The organism is Lactobacillus sp. ESL0230 (assembly GCF_003692805.1).
GTDB classification, from domain to species: Bacteria; Bacillota; Bacilli; order Lactobacillales; family Lactobacillaceae; genus Lactobacillus; species Lactobacillus bombicola.
Genome location: NZ_REHI01000008.1, coordinates 113,259 through 130,808 on the forward strand (window position 1 = coordinate 113,259; position 17,550 = coordinate 130,808).

The following is a 17,550-nucleotide window of genomic DNA, read 5'->3' on the forward strand; positions in this document are numbered from 1 at the left end:
TTTTTTAATTAATTTTAATAACAAATTAATAATAATTTATTATATACTCGAATAATAGATTTAACAATATTTTTTTGCTTACATCACAATTTCACTTTTGTCTTGTTTAGATAATTTAATCAAACAAACCCCCATAATTTAGCATCCTAATTATGGGGGTTTTGTTTTCTGCCTCTTAAATAAACTAGTTTTTATTAAAAAATCTAATTAAGCTTTAGAGTAAATCTTCTTCTACTTTTACTAACATCTTTTCCCCAATCTGCTTAAAAGGCTGATCCTCAATTTTGTCAGTATAACTCATAATGCCACAAGCTGTTTTAAAAAGTAAAAAAGCTTGCATTAACTGGCTAATTTTAGGTTCAGATAACTTGAGTGTATATCCCTCCATAAAAGCGGCCATTAATTCTGGCTGCAGTTTAAAATCCTGATAAAATAGCTTAATAAAATCTTGGTAACTAACACCCAACTGTACTTTTTCATAATCAATTAATACCAGCTGATTAGAGACAAGCTGATAATTACGTACACCCACATCACCGTGTAGAACTGTACTGGAGTTAAGTAGCTCTGTTTCAATCATAATTTGATCGTGCACAAAGTACTTAAAGATTTTAATTAATCTATTGCGCATGGAACCACTACGCAACTGCTTAATTCTTTGATGAATTTTAATAAAAGGCTCACTATCTTGTCTAATTCCCGCAAAAGGACGCACTTGAGCGTGAAATGTGGCTAACTTCTCACCCATTAAAAAGGCCAATGATTTTGAAACTGGTACGACAATATCTGCTGGTGCCATATCAGTCATCACTAACACATACAAAATCGGTTCAACATCAACTTTAAAAGCTGCAAGAACCCTTGAATTAAGTTGTTCGTTAACTGCTTTTTCTGTTAGCCAATTACGCTCTTGTAAAAAGACTTTAACAAAAACTGACTGCTGATACTGCTGACTAAAACCAACAAAAGTGCGATTAAACGACTGATGACTAATTACCCTTAGTTTTGCCTGCAACCTTTGCTCTAACAACCGTTTAATTTCCATTACTAGTTACCCTCGACAAAAACAACTATAATTTCTCCTAAAAATCAACCATTTTTTTGCAATTAATGTCCATTTTTTAATACAATATACCTTAAGAACTTTGAAAGGACAATATTTATGAAAAAAGCAGAATGTACAACCATTCTTGTTGGTAAAAATGCCAGTATTGATGGTTCAACTATGATTGCCCGCAGTGAAGATGGTGGTAGAACCATTATTCCAGAAGGGTTTGAAGTTATTACCCCTGAAAAACAACCTAAACACTATGAAAGTGTCATCAGTCACCAAAAAATTGATGATAAAGATTTAGCTGAAACTCCTATGCGTTATACCAGCGCACCTGATGTTTCTGGTGAAAGTGGTATTTGGGCAGCAGCCGGAATCAACTCCGATAACATTGCGATGACTGCGACTGAAACAATTACAACAAATTCCCGTATTCAGGGAATTGATCCACTAGTTAGTGTAGGCGGACTTGGTGAAGAAGATTTTGTTACCCTAACTTTGCCTTATATCCATAGCGCCCTTGAAGGTGTTAAGCGTGTTGGCTACCTGCTAGAAAAATACGGTACCTATGAAATGAATGGGATGGCTTTTGCTGACCACGATGAAATTTGGTACCTGGAAACAATTGGCGGTCACCACTGGATTGCCCGCCGAATTCCAGATGATGCTTACGTAGTTGCCCCTAACCGCTTAAATATTGACGAATTTCACTTTGGTCAAGATGGCTTTATGGCTGATACGCAACTAGAAGAATTAATTGACACTTACCACTTAAATCCTGATCGTGACGGTTACAATATGCGCCACATCTTTGGTAGTTCAACTATTAAAGATGCTCATTATAATAATCCACGGGCTTGGTATGTCCATAATTATTTTGATCCAGAATTTGGTGGCAAGCCAAGCGATCAAGATCAACCATTCATTTGTCATGCTAACCGCAAGATTAGTATCGAGGACATTTGCTTTGTTGAAAGTTCACACTACCAAGATACCCCATTTGATCCATACGGCGATCAAGGTACGCCTGAACAAAAGAAAGCTTTTCGGCCAATTGCTTTGAACCGTAACTTTGAAACACATATTTTACAAGTTAGAAACGATGTACCAGAAGAAATCGCTGGTGTTCAATGGCTTTGCTTTGGTCCAAATACCTTTAACAGTTTTGTCCCATTCTACACCAACGTTAATGACACACCAGCTAGCTTCCAAACCGGTCCTAAGTTTGACTTGAACAAGATTTTCTGGCTAAACAAGCTAACTGCTCAACTTGGTGACACTAACTTTAAAGTTTACGGTGAATTAGAAAATGATTTTGAGCAAAAATCGTTAGCTGAGTGCCACTTCATTCAACATGAAACTGATAAAAAAGTCGCTGGACTTTCAGGTAAAGCAGTTGAAGATGCCCTAACAGAAGCTAATCAAAAGATGGCCGACCAAGTTTACAACAATACAATTGAGTTGCTCGGCAACATGGTTAACGAAGGACACAACTTAGCCACATTGAAGTTCGATTTATTAGATTAAGATATAAGTAAAAAGTAATTTGTGAATTACCGCTTAAACTTAAATTTTAACTATAAATCATTTATCTTAAGGCTTTATCCCGATGAAAATCGGGATAAAGCCTTTTTTATGCCACATTCTTTTTTTGCCCATTCAATCTATATTTTTTAATCATTTGATTGACTTCAATCTTTACTAAAAAAGATACAGATGAAAATAAATAAAAAAAGTTATATATTAAAAGTAAACTTTATTTTTGCTTATCAACAGCCCTCACCTTATTTGATAAAATTATATTGTATCTTGATTGATTGTAAATATTCCCGTTTCATAAATGCAAAAAAGCAAAACTTTGAAAATAAAGTTGTGCTTTTTGGGATTGCTTTTCACCATTTGTAAATAACCACAAGGCGGAACTATCGTAAAACTATTTTCTTTAAGTTTAAAATCTTAAATTCAAGCTTAACCATAAAACCGCTTAGTTAATTAAAACTAAACGGTTTTACTTACTGTATTTTCTTTTTGTGTATTTAATACTTACTGCAACAAAATTATTAACTAGCTCATACTTAAATTATATCCAAAGAATTGCCAATAAAAGTACCACTTTTTTATTGATTAAGCTCATTTATCTGCCACATCTTGAATAGTGACATCAGCACCAAGTAATCGCAATTTTTCTTGTACTCGGTCGTAACCCCGCAAAATATTACCAGCATTATTAATAACTGTCTCACCATTAGCCATTAACCCAGCTAACATTAGACAAGCACCAGCGCGAATCTCGCCTGCTGAAACTGTTGCACCATGAAGTTCATCAGTAGGGTGAACTAAAATAACATTATCTTCCGCACTAATATTGGCACCCATTTTACGTAACTGTTCAATGTGACCTATCCTTTTAGGATATATGCGATCAATAATTACGCCTTCACCAGTTTTAGCAGAAAGAAGAAGCGGCGTGATCGGCTGCTGCAAATCAGTTGCAAAACCTGGGTAGGCATCGGTTTTAATCTGGGTCATTTTCAATTCTCCTGCCGGATAAATAAACAGTGAGTCTTCATCTGCATCAATGACGAGTCCCATTTCTTCAACCTTAGCAAGGTAAGAATCTAAATGCTCTTCAATAATATTATGTATGCAAATACCATTACCAATACATCCTGCTAATGAAATATAAGTACCTGCTTCAATGCGATCAGGAATAATAGTATGGGGCGTTCTGGCTTTGAGGAGCTCAACCCCTTCAATTCTTATTGAATCAGTACCAGCCCCCCGAATAATTGCACCCATATTATTTAAAAAAGTAGCTAAATCAATTATTTCTGGTTCTTTGGCAGCATTATTAATAATAGTTTGACCATGGGCCGTAACTGAGGCCATGATAATATTCATAGTTGCTCCAACCGATGGCATTTCCAGGTGAATTGGAGCACCTTCCAAGCCACCAGACGGAGCTGTGATTATTATTTGATCATTTTCATTTTTTACACACGCACCAAGTGCTTCAAAACCCTTAATATGTTGGTCAATTGGGCGGGGACCAATATCATCCCCGCCAGGGAAGCCCACAACAGCCTTACCAAAGCGTCCAAGAAGTGCACCCATAAAATAATACGACGCACGCAAACTCTTAATTTTACCACTTGGTAATGGACTCATCTTAATGTTTTCTGGGTTAATGTGCAAAGTTGTTTGGTGAAATTCACTTTCAACATCCATTTCACTCAGCAAATCCATTAAGTTGTCAACATCTGCAATCCTTGGAACGCCTTCCAAAGTAACTGGTGTACGCGACAAAATAGATGCCGGAATTAAGGCTACCGTTGAGTTCTTAGCACCACCAATCCAGACATCACCCTGTAGGGGCTTTCCACCATGAATTATCATTTGCTTCATTGGCGAAAAAATCCTTTTCTATTTCATTTAATCATAATAATGTTAAAGGAATTTACCAGAAAAAACAAGAGAAGACCTTTGTCTTCTCCATTAAAAATAAAAAAATTTTATTAAAGTTCTTTTTCTGGCAAACCACTGGCTGCACCAATAAATGCCTTATATAATCCTTCAGGTCTTTGGGGTCTACTCAAGAATTCAGGGTGATATTGTGCTGCAACAAAAAACTTATTTTTTGATAGTTCAATTACTTCAACCAAATGATTGTCAGGTGAAACGCCAGCAAAGGTCATACCAGCAGCTTCAAATTCTGATCGATATTCATTATTAAATTCGAAACGGTGACGATGACGCTCTTGAATCACTTCTTGATTATCATAGGCCGCAGCAGTTTTAGTACCTGACTTTAATGCTGTTGGATAAAGACCTAAACGTAGAGTTCCCCCAATATTCTCTTCATCACGCTTATCAGCCATAATATCAATTACATTATGAGCAGCCTCTGGGTCTACTTCAGCCGTATTAGCATCTTGATAGCCTAAAACATTTCGAGCAAATTCTACTGTTGCCATCTGCATCCCAAGACAAACTCCCAAGAAAGGAATATCATTTTCACGAGCATATTTAATTGCAGTAATCATTCCCTCGAGCCCTCGTGTTCCAAACCCACCAGGAACAATTAACCCATCACTGCCTTCCATTAATTCGGCAATGTTAGTTGCAGTAATATCTTCTGCTTGGACTTTTTGAATTTCAATATTAGTATCATAGGCATATCCCGCATGCTTTAAGGCATCAGTCACTGAAATATATGCATCTTCTAATTCAACGTATTTACCAACTAAGGTAATTTTAGTTGTATGCTTTAAATTTTTAACCCGTTCATCAAGTCGAATCCATTCTGTCATATCAGCTTCAGGCTTAGGACTCTTGAGATTAAGAAAATCACAAACTTTTTGATCCATTCCTTGTTCTTTAAAGGCCAATGGCAAATCAAATAGTGATGGTGCATCAATTGATTCGATAATTCGGTCAACTGGAACATCAGTAAAAGTCGAAATCTTATCTTTGTGTTCTTGATTAATTGGCCTTTCTGCTCGTAAAACTAACATATTAGGTTGAATACCAATACTACGAAGTTCAGCAACTGAATGCTGGGTTGGTTTTGTTTTCATTTCTTGTGCGGCATGCAAATATGGTACTAAGGTACAATGGATATACATTACGTTCTCTTTACCAACTTCACGGCGCATCTGTCTGATTGCTTCCATAAAAGGTGTTGATTCAATATCTCCAACCGTTCCACCAATTTCAGAAATAACGACATCAGAATCAGTTGTTAGCCCTGCACGCATTATTTTTTGTTTAATCATATCAGTGATATGCGGAATAACCTGCACAGTAGCACCATGGTAATCACCACGGCGCTCTTTTTCTAGAACTTCTTTATAAATTTTCCCAGTAGTGACATTTGAATATTTACTGGTCCGCACATCAACCATGCGCTCATAGTGTCCTAAGTCCAAATCAGCTTCTGTTCCATCATCAGTTACAAAAACTTCCCCATGTTGATATGGATTCATAGTCCCTGGATCAATGTTGATGTAAGGATCAAACTTTTGCATTGTTACCTTTAAACCACGATTCTTTAACAACCGTCCTAGGCTTGAAGCAGTAATGCCCTTTCCCAACGAAGAAACCACACCGCCAGTAACGAAGATATATTTTGTCATTAGCCAAACTCCTTTTGCAAAAATAAAATTAACCCATAAAATAAAAAAAGCTCCCTAACGGGAGCATAAACGCACATAAGGTGCCCAAATAAAATACTATCTATTTTTATTGTTGAAGTCAAGAAAATTATTCGTCTTCTTCATCTTCATCCTCATCATCATTTAATTCTGATAATTGTCCCTCGATACCGTCTGGTAAATCTTCATCCTCATCATCAGCTGCATCAGTGAAATCATCGTCATCCGCAACAAAATCAGTTTCATCAGCAGGGGCAGCATCTAAATCTTCATCCTCAGGATCATCGTTATCATAATCAATGATGTCATCACTACCAGTAGCGCTAGCTAAGAAGGCATTAACCTTCTTATGATGCGTACGAGTATCTTCTTCATCCTCATCTTCAGGATGATTAACCTCTTCATCAACTGATTCATACGGAAACCACGAACGTAGTGCCCAAATATTTTCTCCCATAGAGATAAACTCACCATTAGTGTTCATGTCTGTATAAAATTGAGGCAAACGTTCTCTTATCTCTTCGTCACTCTCACCCAAAAACTTTTGCACAGCATTAACAATATCAGCAAAGGCCATTCTCTTATTGTTATCTTCCAAAATTGCGCGAGCAACTTCAATCATTGATAATTCGTTGCGATTTTTGTCTTTAAAGTCGTTTAATCCCACAATGCATTCCTCTCTTTTGTCAATCTTTTCCATTTTACTAGGCGTTTAAGTAAAAATCAATGTGACGGTATAATTACCTATTAAGTATAGACCACTAAAGAGGTTATATTCAATTCGAAGTTCTTGTGAACCATCAATTTTAGGGAAAAATTTAATTAAATTAGTCATACTTTTTAAATCCATTTGATAACCTTGCGCTACATATCGACAATTTCGTTGTTCGTTTAAAACAAAATGTAACTGTGAATAATTAGCACTGTCCTGACTGCGCTTAATAATCACATCATTAGGCTTAATTAAAAGCTTAACCGGTACTTGACCATCTTCTAAGTATGAAACTCTAGTAACCTCTCCAATTTTAATCAATTCACCCACACTAGTTTTAGTAAATGTTTCACTTTCTTTTTCTTGAACAATTGTACTGGTAAAGTTAACTTTTACTCTAGTCATTGTTTAATTTAAATTCTCCCTTGCCAAACTGTTTATAGCCTTTAAAAATAGTTTATAATTAGCTACTCTAAACCACATTTTTAAAGCTTTTATTCTGCTTTATTATAAGTTAATTTCTTTTTTTTAGCTAGAAATTCTGCTAGGCTCACTTTACAGTTAATCAACGGAGCTGGGAATAGAATTCAATTAGCCTGCATTACTAGAAATTTGTTATAATTAAGATATATACGTTTTTTAACTACTTAGTTAACCAGATCTGAGGTCCCATATGCCTAAATTTCAAAATATTAAATTAACTAAAGAAATTGTACTGCGTGATCCGGTTCACGAATACATTCATATTGAAGACCAAGTAATCCAAGACCTAGTTGCCACTAAAGAATTTCAGCGTATGCGTAGAATTAAACAGTTGGGGCCGATTGCTTATGTCTTTCCCGGTGCAACACACACTCGCTTTGAACATAACGCCGGAGTTTACGAATTAACTAGACGAATTTGTAATATCTTTGCCCAAAAATATCCCACTCAGCGTTCAGGCGACGGGCTCTGGGATGAAAATAATCGTTTATTAGTTGAATGTGCGGGGCTACTTCATGATATTGGTCATGGGCCCTATTCACACACTTTTGAACACCTTTTTGGCACTGATCATGAAAAAATTGGTCAAAAAATCATTACCGACCCGAACACTGAAGTTAATCAAGTATTACGCCAAGTTGCACCTAATTTCCCTGAACTAGTAGCCAGTGTAATTGCTAAAACTTATCCTAATCCCCAAGTAGTAAAATTGATTTCTAGTCAAGCGGATGCTGATCGAATGGATTATCTTAAACGTGACGCCTACTTTACCGGTGTCACTTATGGTGAATTTGATCTGTCTCGTATTTTACAAGAGATCAGACCATTTAGCGGTGGGATTTGTTTCAGCATGTCAGGCATGCATGCAGTAGAAGATTACATAGTCTCGCGTTACCAGATGTACCAACAAGTTTACTTTCACCGCGTCGGTCGTGCAATGGAAGTAATGCTCCAGCACTTACTAGAACGGGCAAAAATCATTTACCACAAAGGAGTTTTACCAGTAACGCCTGAACTAGCTAATTTTTTAGCAGATAGTTGGACACTAAACGACTATCTTAAACTAGATGATGGAGTGATGGAAACCAATTTTTTAATGTGGACCGATGCAAATGACCCAATTCTAGCTGATTTAGCAAATCTTTATTTATTTCGTAAACCGTTTGCCAGTATCCGGATTGACGTCGAAACCAAAAATCTCTTACCCAAGCTCAAGGACTTAATTAAACAAGCGGGCTTTGATCCCACCTATTACACGGACACCAACTCCGCTTTTGATGAGCCGTATGATGCTTACAAGCCTAGCGGTAAAAATGCTAATAGCCAAATTGAAATCATGCAAGACGATGGGCAATTGATTGAGTTATCCCAACTTAGCCCTCTTGTACGCGCTCTTAACGGAACTTTACAAGGTGATGAACGTTTCTTTTTTCCTAAAATTATGATGTCGAATAGTGATGAACCACAAATTTTCGATCCCCTTTACCAGCAATTTCAACGCTATATTAAAAATGGAACCTTACGTTATTTAAGAAAACCCCGAAAATAAAAAATAAGCTGAATTTAATTTGGACTTTAAATTACTTAATTCAGCTTATTTTAAATTTTAAGTAAACAGTTAGGCTTTCAAAATTTTAGAACTTAGCTACCCGTACTCTGGTATTTACGTAAAAATAAGCGCCAGAGCTGATAAACTAAAACAAAATAAAGTAAACAAACTGACGGAATGATAACTAACCAGCCCCATTCGTGTTTATCTGCAATGCGTTCTTGTGGAATAGAAGCTACCCAGCCAATCGGTATAATAAAAGTCATTATCACTTTTAATAATCCTGAATAAATTGTCAAAGGGTACTTACTCATTTCAAAGAAGTCGAAAGTGGTTTCTGCCAAATCAGCCAAACCATTAGAAAATAGAGCGACGGTATTGCCTAAAACTGCCAGACTTAAGAAAATTAACGACGTGAATAGCGCAATAAAAATAAACATCACTGTAATATACCAAGGATTATTTAATTGGAAATCAACAATAATTAATAATAAAAGTGCAACCAATAAATCGCCCCATGAATCTTCATCAACCCGCTCATTAATTATTTGAAAGAGGGGATTGACGGGCTTAATTAAAATTGTATCAAGACTGCCTCTATGAATATAAGTAGCAATATTAAGGGTATTAATAAAAAAACAGCGAAATATGGCCCAGGATAAAGTGGCTAAAGCATAGGTTAATAGCAATTGTTCAAAACTGTATCCCTTAATTCGTGGCACAAGGTTAAAAATAAAACGTAGCGCCACAATATTTAATCCATTTTGGATTATCATTCCTAAAATTGCAAAGTAAAAGTCTAAATCATAAATGGCAAGTGATTTAAGGTTTACCTTTAAATAAGTCAATAATAGTTTCAAATAGCGCATGGTTAACCTCCCTGAATAACAGTTTTAGTGCTGGACCACTTGAAGAGAACCTTGAATAGCAATATCAAAAATATGATATAACCAATTTGAATTACGACAATCTGTAAAAATAATTGCCAAGAAGGAGTTTGCGCTAGCATGCCGACCGCACTAAATGAATATTGAAAAGGCAAATAGGACGCTACCTGTTTTAATACTTGCGGATAAAAGTAAGCTGGAAAAACATTACCCGCCAAGATCAAAAGTAGGGCTTCCTTGAAAGTGGCAATCCCCCAGATACTATAGGTATAAAAAGTAAAAGTACCCAAAATCAATTCTAGCTCAAAATATAAAATGTAGGCTAAAACACCTGTAACTAGCACTAACAAAACTGCCAGTAAGTTGAATTGAAAATCCAGCACCCAAAAGTAAAGGGCAAGATCAACTCCCCCCACGATTACTAACTTGGTGATAGAATAACCTAAACTTTCCCAAAATAATTGGGTAACAATTGATACTGGTTTTAATAAATCAAGTGCGATATCGCCTGAACGAATTTGATCATTAAGATCATAGCTTGACTTAGGAAACAAAATACTCAAAAGTTGCATTAAAATAAGATAGCTTAGTGTTTGCTTAAATTCTGTTAGTGAACGATTAACTAAAACAGCCTGCCATAAAAAATATTGCACCACAATTGAAATTAGTGAAGAAAAAAGATAAAAAAGCAAAATATATTTCGATGAAAAGCCTTTTTTTAGCCCAAGCTTGAGCAACATCATGCGATAACTCATTGGCGTTCACCTGCTTTACCGACATGGGCGAGAAGGTACTCTAATTTCCCACTTTTGACTTCAATATTATCAATTGGAATTTTAGCCGTAATTTTACTCAAAGTAGCCATAATTTCGTTATGACTAATCCCACTAAGTTGATAGTTGCCATTTTCAAGCAATTGCAACTGTGACCAATTTTTTTGTAAATCATTGTACCGGCTCTTTTTACTAGTAAATGTGATTGTAGCTGGTACATCAAGATTAGCTAGCTCTTGACTACTCTTATCTAAAACTAGGTATCCTTGATTGAGAATAATTGTACGTGAACAAACTTTTTCTACCTCATCCAAATCATGTGACGTAAAGATAATTGTTTTATTAGTTAGCGTCTTTAAAAAATGAACAATGCTATTCTTACTTAAAACATCTAAGCCAATCGTGGGTTCATCCAAAATAATTAAATCTGGATCATGAATTAAAGCTGCAATAAATTCAACTTTCATTCGTTGCCCCAGACTAAGGCTGCGCACTGGTTGAAAGAGAAAATCTTTCGCATCAAGCATCTGAGATAACTCCCTTACTCGCTGCTCAAAACTTGTTTGTGGTACTTGATAAAGTTCTTGATTTAAACGAAAAGTATCCATCGCCGGTAAATCCCAGCGTAATTGGCTTCTTTGCCCAAAGACCACCCCGATTTTCAGAGCATTTTTTTGACGATTATCTACTGGCACGCAACCAAAGGTTTCTACTTTACCGCTAGTTGGTTGCAAAATACCAAGAATCATTTTAATCAAAGTAGATTTACCCGACCCATTTAAGCCAACCAAGCCGACATGTTCACCTGCTTTAATTTGAAAGGAAACATCATGGACAGCTAGAATTTGCTGGTATTTTTTATGAAATAGTGTGGCTGATACTACTTTTTGGTATTCTTTATAAAGGTTTTTGGTTTCAACAATCATTTATTATTCTCCATTATTAATATTTTTCTTCATAAATTAAATAAACTCTGCTTTTAGATAGCAATTGAAAAAAAATATTAGCAATCTGTCATATTTTTATTGATGTAAACCTTAATTATTTTCGCTTTAATTAATATAAACATTTTAATTATATGCAAGCATTATTAAATTATCAATGTTATTTTTATTTTTTATTTAATGAATCAAAAATAAAAAAGTATCAAACTACTTAGTAGCCCGATACTTAAAATGAGTAATATTTAAATAAACTTCACTAAATTACTAAAATGTTGCTTTTTAGTCTAGTGTTGATCTTCTTGATAACGCGTATTAAAGAGTGGACTCAATGGCTCATTCTTTTGAATACATTTAATCGCATCACCCATCAATGGACCAACCGAAACTAATAAAGTTTTATCCAATTTCTTTTCTTCAGGTTGGTTAATTGAGTCAGTCAAAACCAAATTCTTAATTGGGGAATCATTTAACCTTTTAATAGCTGGACCTGATAAAACAGCATGAGTTGCGCTTGCATAAACCTCTGTAGCACCAGCATCAATTAAAGCCTGTGCTGCCAATGTAATGGTTCCCGCAGTATCAATCATATCATCAATAATAATTGCCCGTTTACCTTTAACGTCACCGATAATATTCATTACTTCAGCAACATTAGCTCGTGGTCGCCGTTTATCTACAATCGCAATGGACGTGCCTAAAAACTCAGCTAATTTTCGTGCCCGCGTAACACCACCATGATCTGGAGAAACAACCACAGCATCTTTTTCCAAATGATTGCATAAAAAGTAATCAGCTAATAATGGTGCGCCCATTAAATTATCAACTGGAATATCGAAAAAGCCTTGAATTTGTGGTGCATGCAAATCTAATGATAAGACTCTAGTTGCACCAGCTTCTTGCAACATATCAGCAACAAGCTTAGCTGTAATTGGCTCACGTGGGCGAGTTTTACGATCTTGACGTGCATAACCATAATATGGGATTACAATATTAATTGTTTGCGCACTAGCCCGACGCACAGCATCAATCATAATTAATAATTCCATTAAGTTATCATTTACTGGAACGCTCAATGACTGAATCAAATAAACGTCTTTCCCACGAACTGATTCATCAATATTAATTTGAATTTCACCATCACTAAAGCGCTGAACACTTGACTTACTTAACGGTATTCCAACTCGCTCGGCAATCTTTTGGGCAAGCGGTACATTTGAATTCAGGGCAAACAACATCATGTTGTCTTTATAAGACATAATTTCCTCCGTCTAATCTTTGGTTAACAACTTATTATTTTAGCAAAAGTTGTCTGAAAAAGTTATTCCTGTATTTATTATTCAACTTTACACTGCTATATTCAAGTCTTTAAGACAAGATAAATTAGCAATTTTATTTTAAATGTCTAAAACTTTCTTATATTGAACTAAAATTTATAAGATTACGAATTAAGTTAGTCTTCTCTTAATACTTGACTAATATTACCATGACAAGTATCTAAGAGTTCAGCGGCTGCTTTTTTATCTTTATCCGTCTTAATCATTACAATTGCTAAAGCAACATTATTATCGGCTTATGCTAGAATTGTTGCTGCATCCTTAGTTGTGCTCCCAGTAACGGTATTAATAATTCGACATGCACGGTCAATCAATTTTTGATTAGTTGGTTGCACACATTAATCATGACATTTTGATAAACCTTATCTTGCTTAATCATCATTCCAGTTGAGATCATATTCAAAATCATTTTTTGTGCCGTATCAGCTTTCATTCTTGTTGAGCCAGTAATCACTTCAGGACCAACTACTGCTTCAATTCCAATTTCAGCATGCGTACTAATATTAGAATTCGAAACACAGGCAATAGAAACGGTTAATGCACCAACTTGATTGGCATAATCTAGACACCCTATCACATATGGAGTTCTACCACTAGCAGCGAGCCCTAATACAGTGTTACACTTATTTAAGTTTATTTTGCGTAGATTAATAATATCCCAGTTTCGGAGAATCTTCTGCTCCTTCAACTGCTTGAAACAATGCTTGTTTACCTCCAGCAATTATGCCAACTGCACGTTCAGGATTAATACAATATGTAGGTACTAATTCTGCAGCATCTGGAACTCCCAACCGTCCACTTGTACCTGCACCCACATAGATTAACCTACCACCTTGTGAATAGTATTTGGCAACTTCATCGATAGCATAAGCTATTTTGTGCTCCTGAGTACTGACAGCAAGAGCAACTTTTTGATCTTCTTGGTTAATTATTTTAACCATTTCGATAGTTGACATCGTATCAATATGAGTGTTGCCTTATTCTGCATTTCGGTTATTAAATTTTGGATTTCCTTAATTTTACACTATTATTTCTTAGTCTGAATTCTTGCTCTTATCCGATAAATTTACATAGCGAACCCAAACATAGATTTCCTCTCTCTTTCTAATTTTTATGTACCCACTTAGTTATTTTTTATTACCAAATCACCGTGAACTTGAATTACTCAATAATATAAAAAACAGACTGTTTTAAAAGACATAATATACTTTTAAACAATCTGTTTTGAACGAAAAGTCACATTATTATTCTACTTGTAAAAATTCTTCCGTTGACAAACGATGGGCACCTAGCTTCGTTAACACTTGATTATAATGATGACGCATCGGCTTAATTAATGAATCATGAGCATCGCCAATTAAAATTACTGAATAATTACGGTCTAATGCGCCTTTAACTGTAGCTTGAATACAAGCATGACTCATTAATCCAATTACAACCAAATTTTGCGGATGAAGTTGCTGAACCTTTTCAGCTAAACTAGGTTGGGTGAATGCATCCTGATATTTTTTGGTAAACACTGGTGAAGTCTGTTTAACCTCTAATTGTGAACAAAGAGAGCCACAATTTTCTTGCTTAATATAAAAAACAGGTTCATTTTTTTCTTCAAATAGCTTAATAATTCGATTGATTCGCTTCATAAGTTTGATCTTACAACTCAAAAATCGCATTGGCTTTTCTTGAACGTCTATTACTAACAGTAAATTATCACCTGACACTGTTTTCCTCTCAATTATCAAAATTATATATTTTAAAAAATTTGTCAATTAAAATAACTAACTTAACACAATAGATAAATAAGTTGTTATTACATCTCATTTAATCCTTGCTGTTATTACATTCATAGATTTGCTTTTATTATAACTCTCTTAAATAAAGTTTCAACATAATTTTTTGATTTATTAAAAAATATTATTTTGATTTATAATCATAGTAACGAAAGAGTCGCAAGATTAATCTTGTGATTCCTAAATCGTTAATTTTCATCACGTAAAATGAATGTGCTCCACGGTTCAATTGCATCCAATAAGTCAAGATCGTCTTCTCTTAAATGACCAACTAAGTTACGCCGACCATCATTTTCAAATGGAGTCAAAACCAGTTGCAACTCACCTTTATAACGTGGATATTTGTCATTCACAATTACCACATCACCATAATCAAAAACTTCTTTAATTTCAGTTTGTGCTGGAATCGCTTCGTTTGCATAAACTACTCGTGGTTTAGTATCCCGCAACAAATATGCTGAAGCATCACCACGATACAGATGAACATCTTTTAAGCAAATTGTTTGTTCAATTGGCAAAACATTATCTGTAAATTCTATACTCAAAGTAGGAAAAGGACTATTAAAAGCAGCAGCCGCTTGAGCCAACTCCTCTTCAGTGGCAAAGGCATTGCCAATAATAATATCATCAATCATTTTACTTAATCTTAAGTGAGTTACTTGACTAAAAATATTTCTGTCGCGATCATTTTCCATCGTTGGCAAACCTTCGTGGACTGGCCAAGGACCAAATTCAGCATGCTTAGATGAAATAAAAGCAGCAGTATGCAACCCATAGTCACGGTATTTTTGTGAATATTCGTAAAAAATCTCTTCACTTAGACCAGTATATTCTTGCGGATAGAAGTTATGACAACCAATTAAATTATCTTCTTCCGGGTCATAAGACATAATACTGTCTAAATAATTAGTACCCCGACTCATATTTAATTCAATTTTTAAGCCATAAGGATTATGCGTCATCGCCGCTTCTTCAATACCACTAAATCCCTCATCTAGCCGTAATCCCCAAACACCTAAATCTTGGAAAAAGCTAAGATCATTATAGTCAATTCTTAATTCTTTAAATAGTGCGGGATTTATATCAACAACTGTTTTGAAGCCTAATTGATTAGCATAATCAACGTCTTCTTTAAGACGGGCCAACAAATCCTCTCCACTATCACTTTTTAATTGTAAAAGTGATGTAAAAATACGCTGGTAGCCATATTTTTTGGCTAAATCAATATATTCCTTATCTTGTATAAAAGTACTTTGTTCAGGATAAAGTGAAATTCCTAATTGTTTCATTAAATATAACTCCTATTAAGCCTCAGCTTGTGTATTAACGTTGTTAGCAGCTTTAACAAATGGCACATAGATTAAGAAACCAATTACCATATTAACTAGTTGCAAAACGACTGCGCGCCAATCCAATGTACCTAAAAATGTATTCAAAAATGGTGGCATAGCCCACGGCATATTAGCTTTAACAGGTAATACCCACCCCATACTTAAAGCTGCATAAGATGTTGATACCATAACTATAGGTGCAATTACAAACGGGATAAAGTAAATCGGGTCTAGCACAATTGGCATTCCAAACATGACCGGTTCATTAATATTAAAGATTCCAGGAACAAGTGATACCTTTGCTACTGCTCGTTGATCTTCACGCGTTGAAAAGGCTAAAATTGCTAAAATCAGTAATAAGGTGGAGCCAGCGCCACCAATCCAAACATAAAAGTCAAAATCTGATCTAGTCCACATATAAGGTAGAGCTTGTCCTTTATTTGCAGCATTAATATTCGCAAATTGAGCAGTCATCCAAATACTTTCTGTGATTGGCATAAGTACGTTAGTACCGTGAATACCAAAGAACCACAAAACTTGTACAAGAATAGTTACAAGTAAAACACTTCCATATCCTTGACCTATATTTAATAGTGGATCTTGAATAGTTTGAGAAATAAAGTCAATTACTGTTGTATGGCTAAGACTAAAGAGATAATCAATTACGCCAACTACATACAATCCTGCTGTCGCTGGAATAATGCCAGTAAAGGCTTTTGCCACTGCTGGTGGCACACTATCCGGCATCTTAATAGTAATATTTTTTTTCATAAGCCAAATATAAATAGTTACCGAAATGGCCCCCATAATCATTACCGTAAAGAAACCAGCTGAACCAAAATACTTATTAAAATTAAAATAACCCCAAGCAGTTATGTTTTTACCGTCAACAGCGGCACCGGCACCTGTCAAAGTCTTAGCATCTCCATGGGTTAGGGTATTACTCAAAATTAAAGAAAAGTTTTGCGGTAAGCCCATGACAAATGTCCCTAAACTGACAAGACCACCAGCTATTGGTTCAACTTTGTACTGAACACACATTTGGTAGCCAAATGTAAATGCAAACAGTAAACCTAAAATAGCCATGGTACCAGTCCACACAAGAGAATCAATACTAATCAACCATTGCATTGAATTGACAAAACCAGTCCAACCAAAGCTAGTAGGCAAATCTCTAACAAGGGCATTGATTACAGTTGCTAAAGATCCAGCTAAGGTTAACGGCATTACTGCAATGAAGGCATCACGCAAGGCAATTAGCCAGCGTATTGAACCAATCTTAGCAGCGACTGGAACAACATGCTTATTTAACCAATTAATTAAAGCATTCATAATTTCCCTCCTACTATTTTTACTCCACGTATATTATAGCATAGTATTTGTATCCGCTTTACATTATATAAAAAAACAGATATTAATATTTATTATAAGGTATCTATTATATAGCAGGCAATGTTTCCTTAACTACATTTAATTAATCATTTAAGGCTTTATTAGCTTACACAATCTAAAGTAATAAATCTAGCTATTTGTTAATTCCAGTATA

At 35.2% G+C, this 17,550-nt stretch carries 14 protein-coding genes and 1 pseudogene; 2 read left to right on the forward strand and 13 right to left on the reverse strand.

What is annotated here, in order from left to right; genetic code table 11:
* Positions 1–214: 214 nt before the first annotated feature.
* Positions 215–1,045, reverse strand: coding sequence for a phosphotransferase (locus F5ESL0230_RS07085; protein ID WP_122022177.1), 831 nt, complete (start codon positions 1,043–1,045; stop codon positions 215–217).
* 117 nt (positions 1,046–1,162) lie between these two features.
* Between F5ESL0230_RS07085 and F5ESL0230_RS07090 the strand changes: the two genes are divergently transcribed.
* On the forward strand, positions 1,163–2,578 hold the full coding sequence (locus F5ESL0230_RS07090; protein WP_122022178.1) for a C69 family dipeptidase: 1,416 nt from the start codon (positions 1,163–1,165) through the stop codon (positions 2,576–2,578).
* Between the two features lie 603 nt (positions 2,579–3,181).
* Here F5ESL0230_RS07090 and F5ESL0230_RS07095 read toward each other — a convergent pair.
* The 4 genes from F5ESL0230_RS07095 to F5ESL0230_RS07110 form a co-directional block, all read right to left on the reverse strand.
* Positions 3,182–4,456 (reverse strand): UDP-N-acetylglucosamine 1-carboxyvinyltransferase, encoded by a 1,275-nt coding sequence (locus F5ESL0230_RS07095; RefSeq protein ID WP_122022179.1) that lies wholly within the window; start codon positions 4,454–4,456, stop codon positions 3,182–3,184.
* 110 nt (positions 4,457–4,566) lie between these two features.
* Entirely contained in the window at positions 4,567–6,186 is a 1,620-nt protein-coding gene (locus tag F5ESL0230_RS07100) for a CTP synthase (protein ID WP_122022180.1), read from the reverse strand.
* A gap of 127 nt (positions 6,187–6,313) precedes the next feature.
* Positions 6,314–6,871 carry a DNA-directed RNA polymerase subunit delta gene (rpoE, locus tag F5ESL0230_RS07105; RefSeq protein ID WP_118907028.1) on the reverse strand — a complete coding sequence of 186 codons (558 nt, stop codon included), beginning with the start codon at positions 6,869–6,871 and terminating at the stop codon, positions 6,314–6,316.
* Positions 6,872–6,916: 45 nt separating this feature from the next.
* Positions 6,917–7,321 carry a DUF1934 domain-containing protein gene (locus tag F5ESL0230_RS07110; protein WP_122022181.1) on the reverse strand — a complete coding sequence of 135 codons (405 nt, stop codon included), beginning with the start codon at positions 7,319–7,321 and terminating at the stop codon, positions 6,917–6,919.
* Between the two features lie 268 nt (positions 7,322–7,589).
* On the opposite strand from F5ESL0230_RS07110, the gene F5ESL0230_RS07115 reads away from it, so the two are divergent.
* Entirely contained in the window at positions 7,590–8,948 is a 1,359-nt protein-coding gene (locus tag F5ESL0230_RS07115; protein ID WP_118897737.1) for an HD domain-containing protein, read from the forward strand.
* 92 nt (positions 8,949–9,040) lie between these two features.
* On the opposite strand, the gene F5ESL0230_RS07120 is transcribed toward F5ESL0230_RS07115, so the two are convergent.
* The 8 genes and pseudogenes from F5ESL0230_RS07120 to F5ESL0230_RS07155 form a co-directional block, all read right to left on the reverse strand.
* Entirely contained in the window at positions 9,041–9,817 is a 777-nt protein-coding gene (locus F5ESL0230_RS07120) for an ABC transporter permease (protein ID WP_122022182.1), read from the reverse strand.
* A gap of 2 nt (positions 9,818–9,819) precedes the next feature.
* Positions 9,820–10,590, reverse strand: a complete 771-nt coding sequence (locus tag F5ESL0230_RS07125) for an ABC-2 family transporter protein (RefSeq protein ID WP_122022183.1) — start codon at positions 10,588–10,590, stop codon at positions 9,820–9,822.
* The gene (locus F5ESL0230_RS07130) at positions 10,587–11,534 is read right to left on the reverse strand and encodes an ATP-binding cassette domain-containing protein (RefSeq protein WP_122022184.1); all 948 of its coding nucleotides are present in this window, start codon (positions 11,532–11,534) and stop codon (positions 10,587–10,589) included. The genes F5ESL0230_RS07125 and F5ESL0230_RS07130 overlap by 4 nt, the downstream gene beginning before the upstream one ends.
* A gap of 302 nt (positions 11,535–11,836) precedes the next feature.
* Entirely contained in the window at positions 11,837–12,808 is a 972-nt protein-coding gene (locus F5ESL0230_RS07135; protein ID WP_090092432.1) for a ribose-phosphate diphosphokinase, read from the reverse strand.
* Positions 12,809–13,002: 194 nt separating this feature from the next.
* Positions 13,003–13,874, reverse strand: a pseudogene (gene murQ / locus F5ESL0230_RS07140) (N-acetylmuramic acid 6-phosphate etherase).
* 256 nt (positions 13,875–14,130) lie between these two features.
* Positions 14,131–14,604, reverse strand: coding sequence for a cysteine hydrolase family protein (locus F5ESL0230_RS07145; protein WP_122022185.1), 474 nt, complete (start codon positions 14,602–14,604; stop codon positions 14,131–14,133).
* A gap of 257 nt (positions 14,605–14,861) precedes the next feature.
* Entirely contained in the window at positions 14,862–15,962 is a 1,101-nt protein-coding gene (locus F5ESL0230_RS07150) for a DUF871 domain-containing protein (protein ID WP_122022186.1), read from the reverse strand.
* Positions 15,963–15,977: 15 nt separating this feature from the next.
* A complete protein-coding gene (locus tag F5ESL0230_RS07155; protein ID WP_090092436.1) occupies positions 15,978–17,336 on the reverse strand; it encodes a PTS sugar transporter subunit IIC in 1,359 nt (452 codons plus the stop codon).
* Positions 17,337–17,550: the final 214 nt, after the last annotated feature.